The sequence below is a fragment of the Kitasatospora sp. NPDC059088 genome, from assembly GCF_042738155.1.
GTDB lineage: Bacteria > Actinomycetota > Actinomycetes > Streptomycetales > Streptomycetaceae > Kitasatospora.
Genome location: NZ_JBHYGR010000018.1, coordinates 53,146 through 70,009, shown reverse-complemented (window position 1 = coordinate 70,009; position 16,864 = coordinate 53,146). Strand labels below are relative to the sequence as shown.

Genomic DNA, 16,864 nt, shown 5'->3' with positions numbered 1-16,864 from the left:
TTGTGGGGGCCCGAGACTCCCCCCGACAGCGAGTGGGGGGGGGGGGGGGGGGGGCCCGGCGCGGGGGGGGGGGCGCGGGGGGCGCCCCCCCCCCCCCCCCCCCACGCCACCGCCGCGTTCGAGGCCCAGCAGGAGGCCGGCTCCCGGACCCCGCTGCTGGACGTCCTCGTCGACCCGGCGAGCGGCGCGAACGCCTTGGTCTTCCCCACCTGCGACTTCACCGCGAACAGCATCCTGGTCGGCCGGGACGCGAGTGGTGCGGGCGTCGGGATCTTCTGGTCCAACTTCGACGGGTGATCCGCGACGGGCTGTCGCTGTGACGGCGGGCGTGGCTTCGGCTGCGGCCGCGCGAGGAGGGCGGGCGGCGGATCAGCGGCAGAGGGCCGTGTCCACGACCTGCTCCAGGCGGCGGGTGACGGCGCCGTCCGCCGGGATCTGCGTCACGGCGATGTTGACCGCCCGGCCGTCGTCGGTGGCCCCGCCCCGGGTCTCGAAACCCGGGATGTCCCCGCCGTGGCCCCAGTAGACGCCGCCGCAAGACAGCGGGCGGCTGATCAGTCCCAGCCCGTAGCCGGCGCCGCTGTCCGCGATCGGGACGGTCGTGCGCATCTCGGCGAGCTGGGCCGCCGGGAGCAGGCGTCCGCCGAGCAGCGCGGTGAAGAACTGGTCGAGGTCGGCGTTGGTGGAGATCATCTGGCCCGCCGCCCAGCCCGCCGAGGGGTCCAGCTCGGTGGTGTCGATCAGCGGGCCGCCCGGCTTCTCCTGGCGGTAGCCCTGCGGGTGGGCCTCCCGGATGCTCCGGTCGCCGGTGCCGGGGAAGGAGGTGTGGCGCAGCCCGATCCGCTGGACGATCCGCCGGTCGATCTCCTCGGCGAGGGGGCGGCCGGTCACCTTCTGGACGAGCAGGCCGGCCAGCACGTAGTTGGTGCTGCTGTACTCGAACTTCTCGCCGGGCGCGGAGCCGGCCTTGTGCCGGAAGGCCATGTCCAGCAGCTCGCGCGGCTCGAAGTACCGCTGCTGGAGGGTGGCTTCGTCGATGTCGCCCTCGTAGTCGGGCAGGCCGCTGGTGTGCTGGAGGAGCTGGCGCACGGTGATGCGGTGCCCGTCGATGCCGTCCCCGCGGACGAGGCCCGGCAGGTAGGTCTCGATCGGTTCGTCGAGGCGGACCTTCCCCTCGCCGACCAGTTGCAGCGCCACGACGGCGGTGAAGGTCTTGGTGTTGCTGCCGATCCGCACCTGGCTGTCCTTGGGCACCTTCGCGCCGGTGGCCAGGTCGCCGACGCCCGCCGTGTAGGCCTGGGTGCGGCCCTTGCGGTCCTTGACGGTCGCCAGTGCGGCGGGCAGCTTGTCCTGCCGCACCAGCGCGTCCAGGCCCTGCTGGACGGTGTCGGGCTTGGCGGCGGCGGATGCGGCGGTCGGTGTCAGGACACCCGCCGCCAGGACGCCGGCCGCCATCGCCACGGCCACCGAGGCCGCCACGGCGCTGCGCCGCCGGGGGGTGCGAAGCCTCTGCCAAGTCTGCTCACGCATACGTCAACTCCTGTGAATCGTAGGGAAACCGAAGGGAATTCGTCGGGAACACGGGCGCTGGGGGCGGTCGACCGCCGGTCAGCCCCGGTGGAACTGCTGCTGGACGCACTCCCGGTACTGCCGGAAGCTGTCGGGCCGGTAGCACGGCTGCGTCCGGTCGGCGTACCAGGCCAGCAGGACGGCGGCCAGGACGGACCCCGCGATCGCGAGGAGCGACAGCACCACGCCCGCGTTGGCCATGCCCCGGCCGGTACCCGTCCGCCGGGCCCTCCGCAGGGCGACGGCGCCCAGCACCAGGCCGAGGACGCCGAACAGGCCGCCGACGACGACGATCGAGGTGACCGCGCCGAGGACCCCCAGCGTCAGCGCGGCCACGGCCGGGCCGTTGCGGCGGGCCGGGGGCCGTACGCCGTGGTGCGGGCCGGGGCCGGGGCCGGGGCCGGGGCCGGGGTCGTGGTGCGGGCCGGGGGTGGGGCCCTGCCCGGGGGCGGGGTCGTGCCCGGGGGCCTGGCGGTCCAGGGTGCGGACGTCCGTCCGGGGCTCGTCTTCTCGGGTGTGCAACGGCCGTCCTCTCGTCAACTGGCAGGACACGATCCTGACTTCCGGAGCCCCGGGCGCACATCGCGGAAAAGCGGGAAAAGGCCCTCCCTCGATCGGGGGAGGTGGCCGCTGACCTGGCCGGACATACTGGCAGACATGATCAGGGGAATCCGGCCGCTGCTGCGCGGCTCCACGTACACGGGCGCGCTGTTCGCCTACTGCGGCGCGCTGGGGAGCCTCGCGCTGCTGCCGGTCGTGATGGTGCCGGCCCTGGCGTGGCGGTCCGCTCCGTACGGGGTGCAGGTCGTGCTGACCCTGCTGGTCTGGGCGGTGCTGATCGGCGTGGTCGGGCTGGCCCGCACCACGCGCCGGGTGCTGGTCGCGTCCGCCCGCCGACTGCTGGGGGTGGCGCTGCCGGATCCCGGTGCTGCCGGAGCGTCGGGAACGGCCGGGGCGGCCGTCGCCGACCGCTGGCGGACGCCGCTGTGGCTGCTGCTGCACGTGGCCCTGGGGTGGACGGGGGCGCTGGCCAGCGGCCTGCTGCTGCTCGCCGGCCTGTCGCTGCCGGGAGGCTGGCTCGACGGCCGGGCACAACTGAGCCTGTTCGGCCGGTCGGCGTCGGTGGCCGATGGCGGGTGGAGCTGGGCGGTGGCCGTCGTGTGCGTGCTGCTCGCGGTGGCCGGGTGCGCGGCGGTGGCGGCGGCCCTGCGGTGGCTGGCGCCGCGCCTGCTGGGGCCGTCGGCCGCCGAGCGGCTCGCGCAGGCCGCCGAACGGGAGCGCCGGCTCGCCGAACGCAACCGGCTGGCCCACGAGTTGCACGACTCGATCGGGCACACCCTGACGGCGGCCACCATCCAGGCCGCCGTCGCGGGCGAGGTGCTCGACGCCGACCCGGTGACGGCCCGGGCCGCCATGCGCAGCATCGAGGAGTCGACCCGGGCCGCGCTGGAGGACCTGGACTACGTGCTGGGCGTGCTGCGCGAGGAGGAGGCGGGCACCGCGCCCACCCGGACCCTGGCCGACCTGCCCGAACTCCTGGACCGGCTGCGGCACGCGGGCGCCGTGGCGGAGCCGGAGCTGTCCGGCGACCTGGCGCAGGTGCCGGGGACGATCTCCCGGGCGGCGTACCGGATCCTCCAGGAGGGGCTGACGAACGCGCTCCGGCACGGGGCGGGCGGCCCGATCACCGTCCGGGTGGCGGCGGGGCCGGACGCGCTGGAGCTGCGGGTGGTCAACCAGGTGGGGGCGGTCGCGGGGGCCGGGGTGGGCGGTTTCCCGACGTCCGGGCACGGCCTGCCCGGGCTGGCCGAACGGGTGCGGCTGCTGCACGGCGAGTTCGAGGCCGGACCGGTCGGGGGCGGGCCGGCCGGGGACGGGTCGGTCGGGGGCGGGCCGGCCGGGGACGGGTCGGTTGGGGACGGGCCGGCCGGGGACGGGTCGGTTGGGGACGGACCGGCCGGTGATGCGCGCTGGCGCCTCGCCGTCCGACTGCCGGTCCGGGCGGCGGTGTGAGCACCGCGCCCGAGGCTCCCGTCACGCTGCTGATCGCGGACGACGACGCCATCACCCGCAGCGGTCTGCGCACCCTGCTCGGCGTCCAGCCCGGGATCGAGGTGGTCGGCGAGGCCGCCGACGGGGTGGAGGCGGTCGAGCAGGCGCTGCGGCTGCGGCCCGACGTCGTCCTGATGGACGTGCGGATGCCGCGCCGCAACGGGATCGAGGCCACCCGGCAGCTGCTGGCGGAGTCCACCGAGCCGCCGAAGGTCGTGGTGATCACCACCTTCGAGAACGACGGCTACGTCACCGCCGCGCTCAGCGCCGGGGCCAGCGGCTTCGTGCTCAAACGCCTCCCCGTCCGGCAGATCGCCGAAGCGGTACGGGTGGTGGCGGCGGGCGAGGCGGTCCTCTTCCCGGCGGCGCTGCGCCGGATGGTCGCCGCCCGGCCGCTGGACTCCGCCGAGGCCCTGCCGCAGGCGGCGCTGACCGGGCGGGAGGAGGAGGTGCTGCGGCTGATGGCCACCGGGCTGTCCAACCCGGAGATCGCCGAGACGCTGGCGGTCAGCCTGGAGACCGTCAAGACCCACGTCGGCAACGTGCTCACCAAGCTCGGCGCCCAGAACCGCACCCACGCGGTGGTGATCGCGTACGAGTCCGGACTGGTGGTGCCGGGCTTCACCGGTTGAGCCTGCCTCACCTGCCGCTCCCGGCCCCTACTAGGCTGGGCCGGTCGGTCGGCTGGACGGCCGACCGGCTGGACGGCCGGACGCGCCTGGGGGAGGAAACGGCACGTGACCTTGTCGGAACACGATCCGCGGGAGATCGGCGGGTACCTCCTGGAGGGCAGGCTCGGCGCGGGCGGGATGGGCGTCGTCTACCGCGCCCGATCGGTGTCCGGGCGGCAGGTGGCGGTGAAGGTGATCCGGCCCGAGCTGGCCGCGGACGCCGAGTTCCGGGCCCGGTTCCGGCAGGAGGTCACGGCCGCGCGCAAGGTCAGCGGGGCATTCACCGCGCCCGTCCTCGACGCCGACCCCGACGCCCCGGCGCCCTGGCTGGCGACGCTCTTCGTCCCCGGCCCCTCCCTGGGCGAACGGGTCTCCGGCCAGGGCCCGTTGACCCCGCCCGAGGTGCGCAGGCTGGCCGCCGGACTCGCCGAGGCGCTCCAGGAGATCCACCGCGTCGGACTGATCCACCGCGACCTCAAGCCCGGCAACGTGCTGCTCGCCGAGGACGGGCCGCGCGTCATCGACTTCGGCATCGCGCGCAGCGCCGGCGAGACCCAGTTGACCAGCACCGGCGTCGCCGTCGGCACCCCGCCGTTCATGGCCCCCGAACAGTTCCGCAACGGCACGGCGACCACGGCCACCGACGTGTTCGCCCTCGGCTCCGTGCTGGCCTTCGCCGCCACCGGGCGCGGCCCCTTCGGCGCGGACTCCTCGCACGCCGTGGGCTTCCGGGTCGTCTACGAGGAGCCGGACCTGGCCGGGCTGGCGCCCGAGCTGTACCCGCTGATCATCGGGTGCCTGGCCAAGGAGGCGGAGCAACGGCCCACGGTGGAGGGGCTGTTGAGGATGACGGGGGAGGCGGCGAGGGAACGGACGGTCCAGCTGCGGACGGGGCCGGTGGCGCCTGCTCCGGCCTCGGCTCCTGCTCCTGCTCCTGCTCCTGCGACCGTTCCGGCTCCGGTCGTTCCGACGCCCACGGCCCCCAACCCGGTCGCCCCGGCGTCGGTGCCGCCACCGGCGCCGCCGACCGTACCGCCGTACCTGCCCACCGCCCCCTCCGCCGCTCTCTCCGTCGCTCCCTCCACCACCCCCGCCGGTCGATCCCGACCGCGTAAGGCCCTGCTGATCGGCGCCGCCGTGGCCGCCGCCGTCATCGCCGCGGCGGGCACGCTCGGCTACCTCACCTGGCACTCCGGTGCGCCGGAAACCGGGCAGGCCGGGCAGAGCGGTCAGACCGGCCCGTCCGCCGTCGCCTCCGGGGTCAGCTGCGCCCCGGCCGGGCAGGCCACGATCGGCGTGGACGGGATGGAGGGCGCCCTCGTCGAGCGGTGGACGGCGGATTTCGGCAAGGCCTGCCCGGGCAACCGGCTCACCTACAAGGGCCCTGCGGCCCCCAGCGCCGAGGACCCGTTCAAGACCGCCAACGCGACCCTCCTCGCCGACGGCGGGCTCGACGCCGCCGGATTCGACACCACGCTGACCGATCAGCAGGCGGTCACCTACGGCAAGCACTGTGCCACCGGCCAGGTGTCCCAGCTCCCGGTCACCGTGGCCCCCGTCGCGGTCGTCTTCAACGTGCCCGGGGTCGTCGACCTGGTGCTCGACGCCCCGACGCTCGCCAAGATCTTCCGGAAGCAGATCCAGTCCTGGAACGACCCGGCGATCAGGGCGCTCAACCCGGCCACGGTGCTGCCCGGTTCGCCGATCGACGTCCGGGTCCCGGCCGGGCTGTCCTGGTCCGCCTACGTGTTCTCCCAGTACCTCGGCAAGGCCGCGCCCGCCGACTGGCCGTACGAGGTGGGCGCGGTCTGGGACTCCGAGGCGAAGGCCCGGCCGGGGGCGACCGAGGCGAGCATCCCCGGCGCCGTCGCCGGTGCCCAGGGGTCGATCGGCTTCGTCCCGCTGCGGGACGTCGGGAACCTCCACGCGGCCCGGGTGCGCACCGGTGACTCCGACGCGGCCCCGAGCACCGCGACCGCCACCACGATGGCCGCGACCGGCACGGCGGAGACCTCGGGCGGCAAGGTGTCGGTCAAGCTCGACTACCAGAGGCCGGTCAAGGGCGGCTATCCGGTGGTCGGCTTCGGCTACCTCGCCTTCTGCGGGAGCGGCGGGAACTCCGCCGTCGTGGCGGGCCTCGCGTCCTACGCGGTCAGCGGCCCGGGCCAGGCGAGCGGCGAGTCGATGAAGTACGGCACGCTGCCCCCGGCAGTCGTCCAGCAGGTGCAGGGGGTACTGGCCGGGCTCCGCGCCCAGTAGCGGCGCCGGAGGCGCGCCCGGTCGGCCACAGCGCCGACCGGGCGCGCGCAACGGATCCGCCGGGGTCGCTACTCCTCGACCCGGACCTTGTCGGCCTGCAAGCCCTTCTGGCCCTGGACGGCCTCGAAGGAGACCTTCTGGCCCTCCACCAGGGACTTGAAGCCGGTCGACTCGATCGCCCGGAAATGCACGAACAGGTCGGGGCCGGACTCCGGGCTGATGAACCCGTAGCCCTTCTCGTCGTTGAACCACTTCACGGTGCCGTTCTGGCGCTCGGCCATGCCTACTCCTCGGGGTCGGGGCGCGGTGCCGTCGCGTGATCCTCTCACGGAGGGCGCGTGAGTCGACACGAAGAGTAGTCGAGCCGCCCTAGGTGTGCCGGGGTCGGAGCGCCGCCGAGGCGGCGACGAGGAGGTCGCGGAGGGCGGTGGCGGCGGGGGAGGGCGCGGCGGGCGTGAGGACGACCTGGTCGGCGGTGGTCGAGGGGCCGGTGAGGGGGATGACGTGCAGCCCCGGAGGCCGGTGGTCGAGGGCGGACTCGACGGTGATGCCGATGCCGGTGCCCGCGGCGACGTGGGCGGCGATGGCGTGGACGCTGTCGGCGGTGCGGATGATGCGCAGGTCGGCCCCGCCGATCCGGAAGGCGGTGAGGAGGCGGTCGCAGAGGCCGCTGTTGATCTGGTGGGGCCAGGTGAGCAGGCCGGTGGTGGAGAGTTCGGCGGTGCTCAACTCGGCGTGCCCGGCCAGAGGATGGGCCTCCGGGACGAGGGCCATGAAGCGCTCGGTGGAGAGCACCCGGGCCCGTACGCCGGTGATGCCGCCGGTGGCCCAGCCGATGCCCAGGCCGATGGTCTCCGCGCGGAGGGCGGCGACCAGGGCGGTGGTCGGCATGGCCTCCGGCACGATCGTCACGTCGGGGAAGCGCTCGCGCAGTTGCGGGAGGCAGCGCAGCAGCAGCTGGTGGCCGGTGTACTCGGCATGGCCGACGACGAGGGTGGTCCCGGTCCGCTCGCCGGCGGCGAGCGCGCGGCCGCGCTGCTGGAACCCGCGCAGCTGGGCGAGGGTGGCATGGGCGTCGGGGAGCAGGGCCGTGCCGAGCTCGGTGAGGGAGACCCGGCGGCTGGTGCGGTCGAACAGTCGGCCGCCGAGGGTGTGTTCCAGGCGCCGGACGGCGTCGCTGACGGTGGGCTGCCCGCGGTGGAGACGGGCGGCGGCGCGGCCGAAGTGCAGCTCCTCGGCGACCGCGACGAATGCTTCCAGTTCGATCCTGTCCACCGTCCCACGGTAGCGCGACCGGCCCGGCGATCGATCGGTGCCACCGATCGCTGCATGCCGGAGTTCGGCGTTGATGCCGGACCGCGCACGGGCTGAGATGGGAGGACAAGCAGCGCAGTCGATCGACGAGAACGGTGAAGAGACATGGCAGTCAACGGTGTTGAGTCCGGCCGGGCAGTGCCGGCGGTCACGGTCGGCGTGGTGTTCCACTCGGTGCACGGCCACACCCGGGTGCTGGCCGAGCACCTCGCCGCCGGCGCCCGGCGGGTGCCGGGCGCGGAGGTGCACCTGGTCGAGATCCGGGCCGAGGACGTCAATGCGGGCCGCTGGCACGACCCGGAGGTGCTGGCCCTGCTGGACCGCTCCGACGCCATCGTGTTCGGCAGTCCGACGCTGATGGGCAGCGTGTCGGCGGTGTTCAAGGCGTTCATGGAGGCCGCGTTCACGCCGTTCGTCACCCAGAGCTGGAAGGACAAGCTGGCCGGCGGGTTCACCATGTCGGCTTCGCAGAGCGGCGACAAGCTCGCCGTGCTGGAGCAACTGGCCGTCTTCGGTGCACAGTTGGGCATGCAGTGGATCGGCGTCGGCGACATGCCGGGCAACAACTGGAGCGGCGGCAGCCGGGACGACGTCAACCGGCTGGGCTCCTGGCTGGGGCTGATGAGCCAGAGCAACGCCGACCAGGGGCCGGAGCACGCCGGGTCGCGCGGGGACCTGGCCACCGCCGAACGGTACGGCGAGCGGATCGCCCGGCTGGCCCAGCGCTGGGTGAACGCGGTGCCGTACGAGACGACGCGGATGACGGAGCACGAGGCCCGTGCGCTGTCGGCGATCCTGCGGGAGGCGGGGGTGGAGGTGTCGGGTGTGCCAGGTGCGTCGGGGGCGCCGAGTGCGCCGGGGGTGCCGGCGGCGGGCTGAGGGGGTGGGCTGAGGGGGTGGGTCGCCGGGGCCCGGGGCTGGCGGCTGGGCGGCTGTTGGGCTCCCGGCGGCGGATCCGATACGGTTGCATCGGAATGTCCCGGGGTGGAGCCCGGAGGCGGGTGGAATCGGGCGGAGTCGGAAGGTGCGTGGCGGATGCCCAAGCAGGTCGACCACGAGGAGCGGCGCCGACGGATCGCCGACGCCGTCTGCGCGCTGATCGACGCCCAAGGCCTGGAAGGCGCGACCCTGCGGGACGTCGCCACCCGCGCCGACGTCTCCATGGGCGCCGTCCAACGCTGCTTCCGCAACAAGGAGGAGATGCTCCGGTTCGCCCTCGGCCACATCGGCGCACGCGTCACCGAACGGGCCCGGGGCCGACTCGTCGCCGGCCCCGCCCAGTCCGCCGCCAGCACGGTCGGCCACGTCGTCGGCGAAGTCGCGCTGCTGCGCGAGGAACACCGCGCCGAGGCCCGGATCTGGCTCGCCTTCCTCGCCGCGGCCGCCGTCAACCCCGCCCTGGCCGCCGACCTGCGGGCCGGCTACACCGACCTGGAGGGGCTGCTCGCCCGACTCGTCGCCGAGGCCGCCCCCACCCTCGACCCCCGGCGCGAAGCCCGTACGCTGCTCGCCCTCGCCGACGGGCTCACCGGACACGTCCTCATCGGCCACCGGACCACGGCCGAGGCCGAGGAACTGCTGCACGCCCATCTCGCGGGGCTGTGGCGGGAGCGTTAGGCGTCTCCGTCGGCTGGCTCCGTCAGCTGGCTCCGCCGGGCGTCTCCGCCTGGTGTCCCTGCCGGGTATCTCCGTTGCGGGGGTGGGGCTTTGCGGCGAGGATCCTGTTCGTGCCCGACTCCTGGTCCGAACTGACGCCCTATCCGAAGATCCCCACGAAGGGGCGCCCCGACGCGCCCGGCAGCCGGGAGTGGACGGCGGCGGAGAAGGTCCACGGCGCGCACTTCGCGGTGGTCTGCGAGGGCGACGCCGTACGGGCCGCCAAGCGGCGCGACCTGCTCGGGGACGAGGACCTCGACGCCTTCTTCGGCGTCAGCCGGATCTGGCCCCGACTGCGCGTCGCGGCGGGCCGGTTCGCGGCGGCGGTTCGGGCCGGCCGGGGCGGCGACGCCGTCGTCACCGTGTACGGGGAGCTGGCCGGCGGCCGCTACCCCCACCCCGGGGTGCCCGCCGCCCCCGGGGTCGAACCCGTGCAGACGGGCGTCTGGTACGACCCCGGACTGCGCTGGCTGCCCTTCGACGCCACGGTGGAGACCGCCGACGGCCGCTGCTGGCTCGCCGACCGCGAACTCCGCTCCGCCGCCGACGCCGCCGGGCTGAGCTGCGTCCCCCTGCTCGCCCGTGGCCCGCTGAACACCCTCCAGGACCTGCCCGCCGCATTCCCCAGCCGGGTGCCGGCCCTGTTCGGACTGCCCGAACTCGCCGACAACCTCGCCGAGGGCTACGTCCTCAAGCCCGCCGGCGAATGGCGCGAGTCCGGAGCGGCCCGCCCGGTGCTCAAGGTCAAGCAGAAGGCATTCGCCGAGGACGGGCGCTACGACGGCGCCCGCCCCTACCTCCCCCCGCCTGAGGGTGCCGCCGGCGTCCCCGCCTGGCTGCTGGTCCAGGCCTCCGCCCTGCTCACCCCGGCCCGCGCGGCCGCCGCCGTCAGCAAGCTGGGCCCGCGCACGGCCCCGGACGCGGTCGCGGCCGAGATCGCCCAGGACGTCACCGACGAACTCGCCGAAGCCCTCGGCGGCTTGGAGCCGGCCACCGCGTCGGCACTGCGGGACGTCCTCCGGCCCGCCGCCGATGCCCTGGTCCTCTTCGACGCCCAGGGTCGGGCGCGGCGGTGGGGGCGGGGGCGGTCCTGAACGTACGTCCGTGTGATGCGCGGATGGGACGGACGTCCGTCTCGGACGCGCAATGGGACGGACGTCCGTCCCAGGCTCCCGCTGGGACGTACGTCCGTGTCAGACGACCAGTCGCACGGTGCGTCCGTCCTGGACGTCGAGTGGGGCGGACGTCCGTCCCAGGCGCGCGCCGGCACGTACGTCCGTATCAGACGGCCACGCCGGACACCCGTGTGAAACGCACGTCCGTGTGCCCGCCCGCCGCCGGGGCGCGCGCCGTCCGCTGTGCGCCGGTTCGGCGCTGCGCGAGGGGTTCTCGGGAACGGGCTCTTATTGTACTGTCCGTCTAATAAGGCGGGTGAGCGGGAACCCGCAGGGGCAGGCACCAGGAGGCAGCCATGGCTCTCACCCGGCAGACGCCGGCGGACCGGAACGGCCACGGGGCGGCGGAACACGGCCACACGGCGGCCGACGACGACGTCTCGAAGCGGCTGCTGGAGTCGGCCGCCACCCTCTCCTACGACCCGATGACCGAGATCGACTGGGACGCGCCCCTCCCCGAGGAGCACTACGGCCTCAACCCCGAGTGGAGCACCCTCTACGGCACCCGGCTGTGGGACGAGATGACCGAGCAGCAGCGGATCGCGCTCACCCGGCACGAGGTCTGCTCGATCATGAACACCGGCATCTGGTTCGAGATGATCCTCCAGCAGATGGTGCTGCGCGACCAGTACCTCAAGAACCCCGCCAACGCCGAGTTCCAGTTCGCGCTCACCGAGATCGCCGACGAGTGCCGCCACTCCATCATGTTCGCCCGCGCCTGCCAGAAGATGGGCGTCCCCGCCTACCGGCCCAACAAGGTGATCGCCCAGGCCGGGCGCGCCTTCAAGGCCCTCGCCAAGGGCGAACTCGCCTACGGCGGCATCCTGGTGGCCGAGGAGGTGCTGGACGTCATGCAGCGCGACTGGATGCGCGGCGAGAACGTCCTGGAGATCGTCCGCGGCAGCTCCAGGATCCACGTGGTCGAGGAGTCGCGGCACATGAAGTTCGCCCGGCAGGAGATCCGCGAACGGGTGCGCCACGCGGGCCCGGCCCGGCGCCGCGCCTCGGCCACCGGCATCGCGATCGGCGCGTACGTCATCGTCAGCAGCATGGTCCACCCGGGCGTCTACAAGGCCGTCGGGCTGGACGTCGCCCGCGCCCTCGACGAGGTGAAGGGCAACGAGCACCGCAAGGCGATGATGCGCAACAGCTCCCGGCACCTGATGGCCTTCCTCGCCGAGACCGGGCTGATCACCAGCCGTTCGGCGGCGATCTACCGCCGCGTGCACATGCTCTGACGATCCGTCACCCACAGCGAGGACCCACCCCGGCCATGGCCTACGCGATCACCCGGACCTGCTGCAACGACGCCTCGTGCGTGTCCGTCTGCCCGGTCAACTGCATCCACCCGACCCCGGAGGAGCCGGAGTTCGGCACCACCGACATGCTCTACATCGACCCGCAGGCGTGCATCGACTGCGGGGCCTGCGCGGACGCCTGCCCGGTGGACGCGGTGTACCCGGTCGACCGGCTGCGCGGTCCGGACGTCGTCTTCGGCGACCTCAACCGCGACTGGTACCGCGACCACCCCAACGACCACGCCTGGGGCGCGCCCGGCTTCCCGCGCAGCCTGCCGGGCGAACTCGGCACCCTGCGGATCGCCGTGGTCGGCACCGGTCCCTCCGCCGGGTACACCGCCCAGGAACTGCTGCGCTGCACCAGCGCCGAACTGACCATGATCGACCGGCTGCCGGTCACCGGCGGCCTGCTGCGGCACGGCGTCGCCCCTGACCACCAGTCCACCAAGCGGATCGCGGAGAGCTTCGCGAGCGTCTTCCACGACCCCCGGCTGCGGATGCACCTCAACCTGGAGGTCGGCACCGACGTCACCCACGAGGAACTCGCCGCGCACCACCACGCGGTGGTGTACGCGGTGGGCGCGGCCGCCGACCGGAGGCTCGGCGTGCCCGGTGAGGACCTGCCCGGCAGCCTGCCCGCGACCTCCTTCGTCGGCTGGTACAACGCCGACCCGACGGTGCCCGCCGACGCGGTCGAGCTGTCCGCCGAACGGGTCGTGGTGGTCGGCAACGGCAACGTCGCGGTGGACATCGCCCGCATCCTGCTCACCGACCCCGACCGACTCGCCGTCACCGACATCGCCGACCACGCCCTGGCCGCGCTGCGCCGCAGCCGGGTCCGGGAGGTCGTGCTGCTGGCCCGGCGCGGGCCCGAGCAGGCGGCCTGGAGCGCACCGGAGTTCCTGGCGCTGCGCCGGCTGCCCGGTGTCGAGCTGGTGGTCGAGGACCACCCGCAGGTGCGGGCGGCGATCGAGGCGGCCGCGCCGGACTCGCGGGCCGCGCTGCTGGCGGGTCTGCCGCTGGTGAGCACCGGGGACGCGGGCGGCGAGGGCGGCGAGGGCGGCGAGGGCGCGCAGCCGGGGCCGGGCCGGCGGATCGTGCTGCGCTTCCTGTCGACCCCGGTGGAGCTGGCCGGGGCGGACGGCCGGGTCGCCGGGCTGACGGTCGAGCGGACGCGGCTGACCGGGGACGGCGTGCCCGACGGGACGACGGGGGAGCGCGAGACCCTGCGGGCCGGGCTGGTGGTGCGCTCCATCGGGCACCGCGGCGTGCCGCTGCCGGGGCTGCCTTTCGACGAACGGACCGGGACGGTCGCCCGGCGGGGCGGCCGGGTCGTCGACCCGGCAACCGGGCAGGCGCTGCCGGGCGCGTACGTGGTCGGCTGGGCCAAGCGCGGGCCCTCCGGCGGGATCGGGGCCAACCGGGCCTGCGCGCGGGAGACGGTGGACGCGCTGCTGGACGACGCGGTGGCCCGGGTGCTGCCGGAACCCCCGGCGGGGCGGGCGGAGTTCGAACGCCTGGTGCGGCGGCGCCGGCCGGACGCCGTCGGGTTGAAGGAGCTCCGCGCGGTGGACCGCGCGGAGCGCGAGCGCGGTGCGGCGCAGGGACGGCCGCGGGTGAAGCTGGCGACGGTGGCGGAACTGCTGGCGGCGGGCCGGCGACGCTAGGGCCCGTCCTACGGCCTTCCGGAGGGGCCCTGCGCGGGGGGCGGCCCGCTCCGGGAGCCGCCGGTCGGCTCCACGGTCCTGCCGGTCGGCTCCACGGCCGTGCCGGCATCGGAGCCCTCCGGGTAGAACTGCCGTGCCCAGCGCCGGAACAGCCCGATCGAGCGCTCCCCGGGCACCAGTCGCGGCTGCGCCAGGTAGCGCTTGTGGGCGAGCACGGGCCGGTCCTGCTTGATGATCCGGACCGAGGCCTGGAGTGCCAGCCAGGACGCCGCCCGGTCCACGGCCCGCGCCGCGCCGACCCCCGGCACCGGTACGGTGGCGGTCACCGCGAAGCGCACCAGGGTGCGCCAGGGCGCGAGCGGTGTCGGCAGCACCCACACCAGCAACGAGCTGCCCAGGTCGGGGAGTTCGGCCGTCAGCCGCATCATGCCCAGCCCGGCCAGGGTCACCGGCTGGTCCAGGCTCACCGCACCCAGGCCCGGGAACCGGGTGGTGGTGCGCTGGTGGACGGTGAACAGCGGGCCGTCCGGCTCCGGTGGTGCGCTCTCGCGGGTGTCCAGGCCGTGCAGCACCGCGACGTGCCGGAAGTCGACGCTGTTCTCCATCACCTCCTGCGGGTGGGAGAGCAACTCCCCGCTCCACCAGGCCAGCGGCCGCACCCCGACCGCCGGCGGCAGCTCCCAGGCGGGCGCGGCGCCGTCCGGCCCGTCCTCCGGCCCGTTCCCCGGCCCGCCCCGCCAGACGAACAGCGCGCCGTCCCGCTCGACCAGCCGGCGCCGCGCCAGCTCGCCGCGGAACCGGGTGCCGTCCGGGGAGCCCGTGCAGGAGCCGTCCGGGGCGAAGGCGAAGCCGTGGAACGGGCAGACCAGCTCCTCGCCCCGCACCCGCCCGCCCGCGCCGAAGTGCGCGCCCAGGTGCGGGCAGTGCGGCCCGATCGCGCGCACCGCGCCCCGCCGCGTCCGGTACAGCACCACGTCCTCGCCCATCAGCCGGGCGGTGCGCACCCGGCCGGGTGGCAGGTCGCGGGCGCGGCCCACGCAGAACCAGCCGCTCGGGTACGGCAGCGGGGCGGAGTGCTCGGCCATGGCGGTCACCTCGGTGGCTTGACGGCGGTGTGGACGTACCAGGCGATGTGCTCGCGCACCGCGTACATCTCCACGGTGGAACGGAGGTTGAGCCAGCGCGCCGGGTCGCCGAGGCGGCGCAGCAGCTCCCAGGGCAGCCGGAAGTACGCGTGCACCGCCTCGGTGGTCGGCAGGTAGTAGGGCGTCGCGTCCAGCGACTCCTCGACCTCGAAACCGGCCCCGGCGAGCAGCTGCGGCAGGGTGCCCGCGTGGTAGAGCAGGGCGCCGGTCATCGCCATCGCGTCCAGGTACGGTTCGAGCAAGGCCCGTGCGGGTGCGGGTAATTGGTCCACCGGGCCGGTGCTCATCGGGCCGAGCAGCACCAGCCGCCCGCCCGGGCGGAGCACCCGGTGGAACTCGGCCAGCGCGCGGGCCGGGTGGTAGGAGTGGACGAGGGTCTCCATCGAGTAGGCGCCGTCGAACCCGCCGTCGAACCCGCCGTCGGGGAAGGGGAGTTCGTGGTAGTCGCCCCAGTGGAAGTCGGTCCGGTCGGCCAGCGCGGCGCGGGCGCTCAGCCGGCGGGCCTCGGCGAGGTGGAAGTCCAGGACGTCGACCCCGGTGACCAGCAGCCCGAAGCGGGTCGCCATCGCCCGGGCCACCACCCCGGCCCCGCAGCCCGCGTCCAGCACCCGCGATCCGGCGGGCAGCGCCAGCTTCTGCCCGAGCACGTCCTGGAGTTGGCGCTGGGCCCGCCACAGCCGCCACTTGGACTGGCCGGGCTCGGTCCACCCCCAGTGCCGGGCGTTGCGCGCCACCCGGGTGTAGAACCACCGGCTCCCGGCGCGTCCGTACACCCGGCGCAGCGCGGTGAGATCGAGTTCCTGGGCGACCATGCCGTCACGCTAGCGGCGGGCCCGTCACCCCACCCGGCGGCACCACGGGCGGTTGCGCCGCCGGGAGGGTTCGTACGGTCGTCGGACGGGCTGATCAGCCGACCAGGGTGGCGCGCAGCCAGGGCACGATCAGCCCCATCGCCTCGCCGAAGCGCGAGATCGCGCAGTGGCCGGTGTCCGGGACGAGTTCGACCCGGGTGTCCCGGCGCCCGGTGAACACCAGGGTGTCGTGCTGGGGGACGTGCACGTCGTCCGCGCCGTTGACCACCAGCATCGGCCCGTTGGCGTCCCGGTCCAGCAGTGGGCGCAGGTCGAAGGCGGCGAACGCGTCCTCGCGGGCCGTCGGGCCCGGCATCGCGTCGAAGCCCAGGGCGTTGCCGACGATGCCGTCCATGCCGAAGGCGAAGCCGCGGCCGCGCGCGAAGGACCGCTCCACCGGCCCGCCGAGCACCGCCGCCGCGTCCACGGCGTCGGTCAGGCCGGTGCGGGCCGCGTAGTAGCCGCCCATCGAGATGCCGAAGTGGCCGACCCGGCCGCCGCCGAGGGTACGGGCGAAGGCGATCAGGCCCTCGGTCACCTCGGCCCCGCCGTCCGGGGTCATCGGCAGGTGGGCGGTCTCGCCGGTGCCCGCCAGGTCGAACAGCAGCAGCCGCACCGGCAGGGCGAGTGCCAGCTGCTCCCACATGCCGTGCAGGTCGGCCTTCCAGGAGTCCACCCCGCCGCTGGCCAGGAGTACCGGCGCGTCGGCGGGCAGGCCGGGGGCGGCCATCAGGTGGACGGGCAGGGAGGTGGTGCCGCCGCGGTACGGGACGGTGACGGTACGGCGCTCGAACTCCACCGGGAAGCCGGGGGCGGCCAGGACGTACTGCTCGATCTGGCGGGCGAGCGCGGTGCGCTTGGGGGCGTCGGCCAGCGAGGGGAACTTGGCCCAGCCGTACGCCTGGGCGGCCTCCCGGTGCCGTCCGGCGGCGGCGTGCCGGGCGGCCAGGGCGGACCACTCGTGCACCCAGCCGCCGGGCCGGTCGGGCCACATCTCGGTGACGGCGGCGCGCACCGCGTCCACCTCGGCGGCGGGCAGGCCGAGGGTCATCTGGGGGTGGCGCTCGGCGAACAGGTCCTGCGGGTCCAGGGGCCAGGTGAAGGACATGGTGGTGCCTCCCGTGCTGCTGGGTCTCTCGACGTTCCGGTTCTTAAGGCCGGAACTCTTGCGTTAGTGACTATGCGCCTGGCGGACCGTAAACGCAAG

General features: G+C 74.8%; 15 protein-coding genes. 8 read left to right on the top strand and 7 right to left on the bottom strand.

Annotated elements, in window-relative coordinates:
• Window positions 1-369 precede the first annotated feature (369 nt).
• Window positions 370-1,530, bottom strand: coding sequence for a serine hydrolase domain-containing protein (locus ACFWXO_RS11040; protein ID WP_380523257.1), 1,161 nt, complete (start codon window positions 1,528-1,530; stop codon window positions 370-372).
• A gap of 78 nt (window positions 1,531-1,608) precedes the next feature.
• Window positions 1,609-2,091: a DUF4190 domain-containing protein gene (locus tag ACFWXO_RS11035; protein ID WP_380523256.1), complete on the bottom strand. Its 483-nt coding sequence runs from the start codon at window positions 2,089-2,091 to the stop codon at window positions 1,609-1,611.
• 135 nt (window positions 2,092-2,226) lie between these two features.
• On the opposite strand from ACFWXO_RS11035, the gene ACFWXO_RS11030 reads away from it, so the two are divergent.
• The 3 genes from ACFWXO_RS11030 to ACFWXO_RS11020 all read left to right on the top strand — a co-directional run bounded on the left by ACFWXO_RS11030 (window position 2,227) and on the right by ACFWXO_RS11020 (window position 6,551).
• Window positions 2,227-3,582, top strand: coding sequence for a sensor histidine kinase (locus tag ACFWXO_RS11030; protein WP_380523255.1), 1,356 nt, complete (start codon window positions 2,227-2,229; stop codon window positions 3,580-3,582).
• Window positions 3,579-4,253, top strand: coding sequence for a response regulator (locus tag ACFWXO_RS11025; protein WP_380523254.1), 675 nt, complete (start codon window positions 3,579-3,581; stop codon window positions 4,251-4,253). The genes ACFWXO_RS11030 and ACFWXO_RS11025 overlap by 4 nt, the downstream gene beginning before the upstream one ends.
• Window positions 4,254-4,358: 105 nt before the next feature.
• On the top strand, window positions 4,359-6,551 hold the full coding sequence (locus ACFWXO_RS11020) for a serine/threonine-protein kinase (RefSeq protein ID WP_380523253.1): 2,193 nt from the start codon (window positions 4,359-4,361) through the stop codon (window positions 6,549-6,551).
• Window positions 6,552-6,619: 68 nt separating this feature from the next.
• On the opposite strand, the gene ACFWXO_RS11015 is transcribed toward ACFWXO_RS11020, so the two are convergent.
• Together ACFWXO_RS11015 and ACFWXO_RS11010 are read right to left on the bottom strand one after the other, a co-directional pair.
• Entirely contained in the window at window positions 6,620-6,832 is a 213-nt protein-coding gene (locus tag ACFWXO_RS11015) for a cold-shock protein (protein WP_380407577.1), read from the bottom strand.
• Between the two features lie 88 nt (window positions 6,833-6,920).
• Window positions 6,921-7,826: a LysR family transcriptional regulator gene (locus tag ACFWXO_RS11010; RefSeq protein ID WP_380523252.1), complete on the bottom strand. Its 906-nt coding sequence runs from the start codon at window positions 7,824-7,826 to the stop codon at window positions 6,921-6,923.
• Window positions 7,827-7,970: 144 nt separating this feature from the next.
• Between ACFWXO_RS11010 and ACFWXO_RS11005 the strand changes: the two genes are divergently transcribed.
• The 5 genes from ACFWXO_RS11005 to ACFWXO_RS10985 all read left to right on the top strand — a co-directional run bounded on the left by ACFWXO_RS11005 (window position 7,971) and on the right by ACFWXO_RS10985 (window position 13,661).
• A complete protein-coding gene (locus ACFWXO_RS11005) occupies window positions 7,971-8,744 on the top strand; it encodes a flavodoxin family protein (RefSeq protein WP_380523251.1) in 774 nt (257 codons plus the stop codon).
• Window positions 8,745-8,900: 156 nt separating this feature from the next.
• Window positions 8,901-9,482: a TetR/AcrR family transcriptional regulator gene (locus tag ACFWXO_RS11000; protein ID WP_380407583.1), complete on the top strand. Its 582-nt coding sequence runs from the start codon at window positions 8,901-8,903 to the stop codon at window positions 9,480-9,482.
• A gap of 110 nt (window positions 9,483-9,592) precedes the next feature.
• Window positions 9,593-10,615 carry an RNA ligase family protein gene (locus ACFWXO_RS10995; protein WP_380523250.1) on the top strand — a complete coding sequence of 341 codons (1,023 nt, stop codon included), beginning with the start codon at window positions 9,593-9,595 and terminating at the stop codon, window positions 10,613-10,615.
• 377 nt (window positions 10,616-10,992) lie between these two features.
• Window positions 10,993-11,934, top strand: a complete 942-nt coding sequence (locus ACFWXO_RS10990) for a diiron oxygenase (protein ID WP_380523249.1) — start codon at window positions 10,993-10,995, stop codon at window positions 11,932-11,934.
• Between the two features lie 35 nt (window positions 11,935-11,969).
• The gene (locus tag ACFWXO_RS10985; protein WP_380523248.1) at window positions 11,970-13,661 is read left to right on the top strand and encodes an FAD-dependent oxidoreductase; all 1,692 of its coding nucleotides are present in this window, start codon (window positions 11,970-11,972) and stop codon (window positions 13,659-13,661) included.
• 8 nt (window positions 13,662-13,669) lie between these two features.
• Here ACFWXO_RS10985 and ACFWXO_RS10980 read toward each other — a convergent pair whose 3' ends face one another.
• The 3 genes from ACFWXO_RS10980 to ACFWXO_RS10970 form a co-directional block, all read right to left on the bottom strand.
• Complete coding sequence (locus ACFWXO_RS10980; protein ID WP_375888205.1) at window positions 13,670-14,746, bottom strand: aromatic ring-hydroxylating dioxygenase subunit alpha; 1,077 nt, start codon at window positions 14,744-14,746, stop codon at window positions 13,670-13,672.
• Window positions 14,747-14,751: 5 nt separating this feature from the next.
• Entirely contained in the window at window positions 14,752-15,618 is an 867-nt protein-coding gene (locus ACFWXO_RS10975) for a methyltransferase domain-containing protein (RefSeq protein WP_380523247.1), read from the bottom strand.
• Window positions 15,619-15,712: 94 nt separating this feature from the next.
• A complete protein-coding gene (locus ACFWXO_RS10970) occupies window positions 15,713-16,765 on the bottom strand; it encodes an alpha/beta fold hydrolase (RefSeq protein ID WP_380523246.1) in 1,053 nt (350 codons plus the stop codon).
• Between the last annotated feature and the right edge of the window lie 99 nt (window positions 16,766-16,864).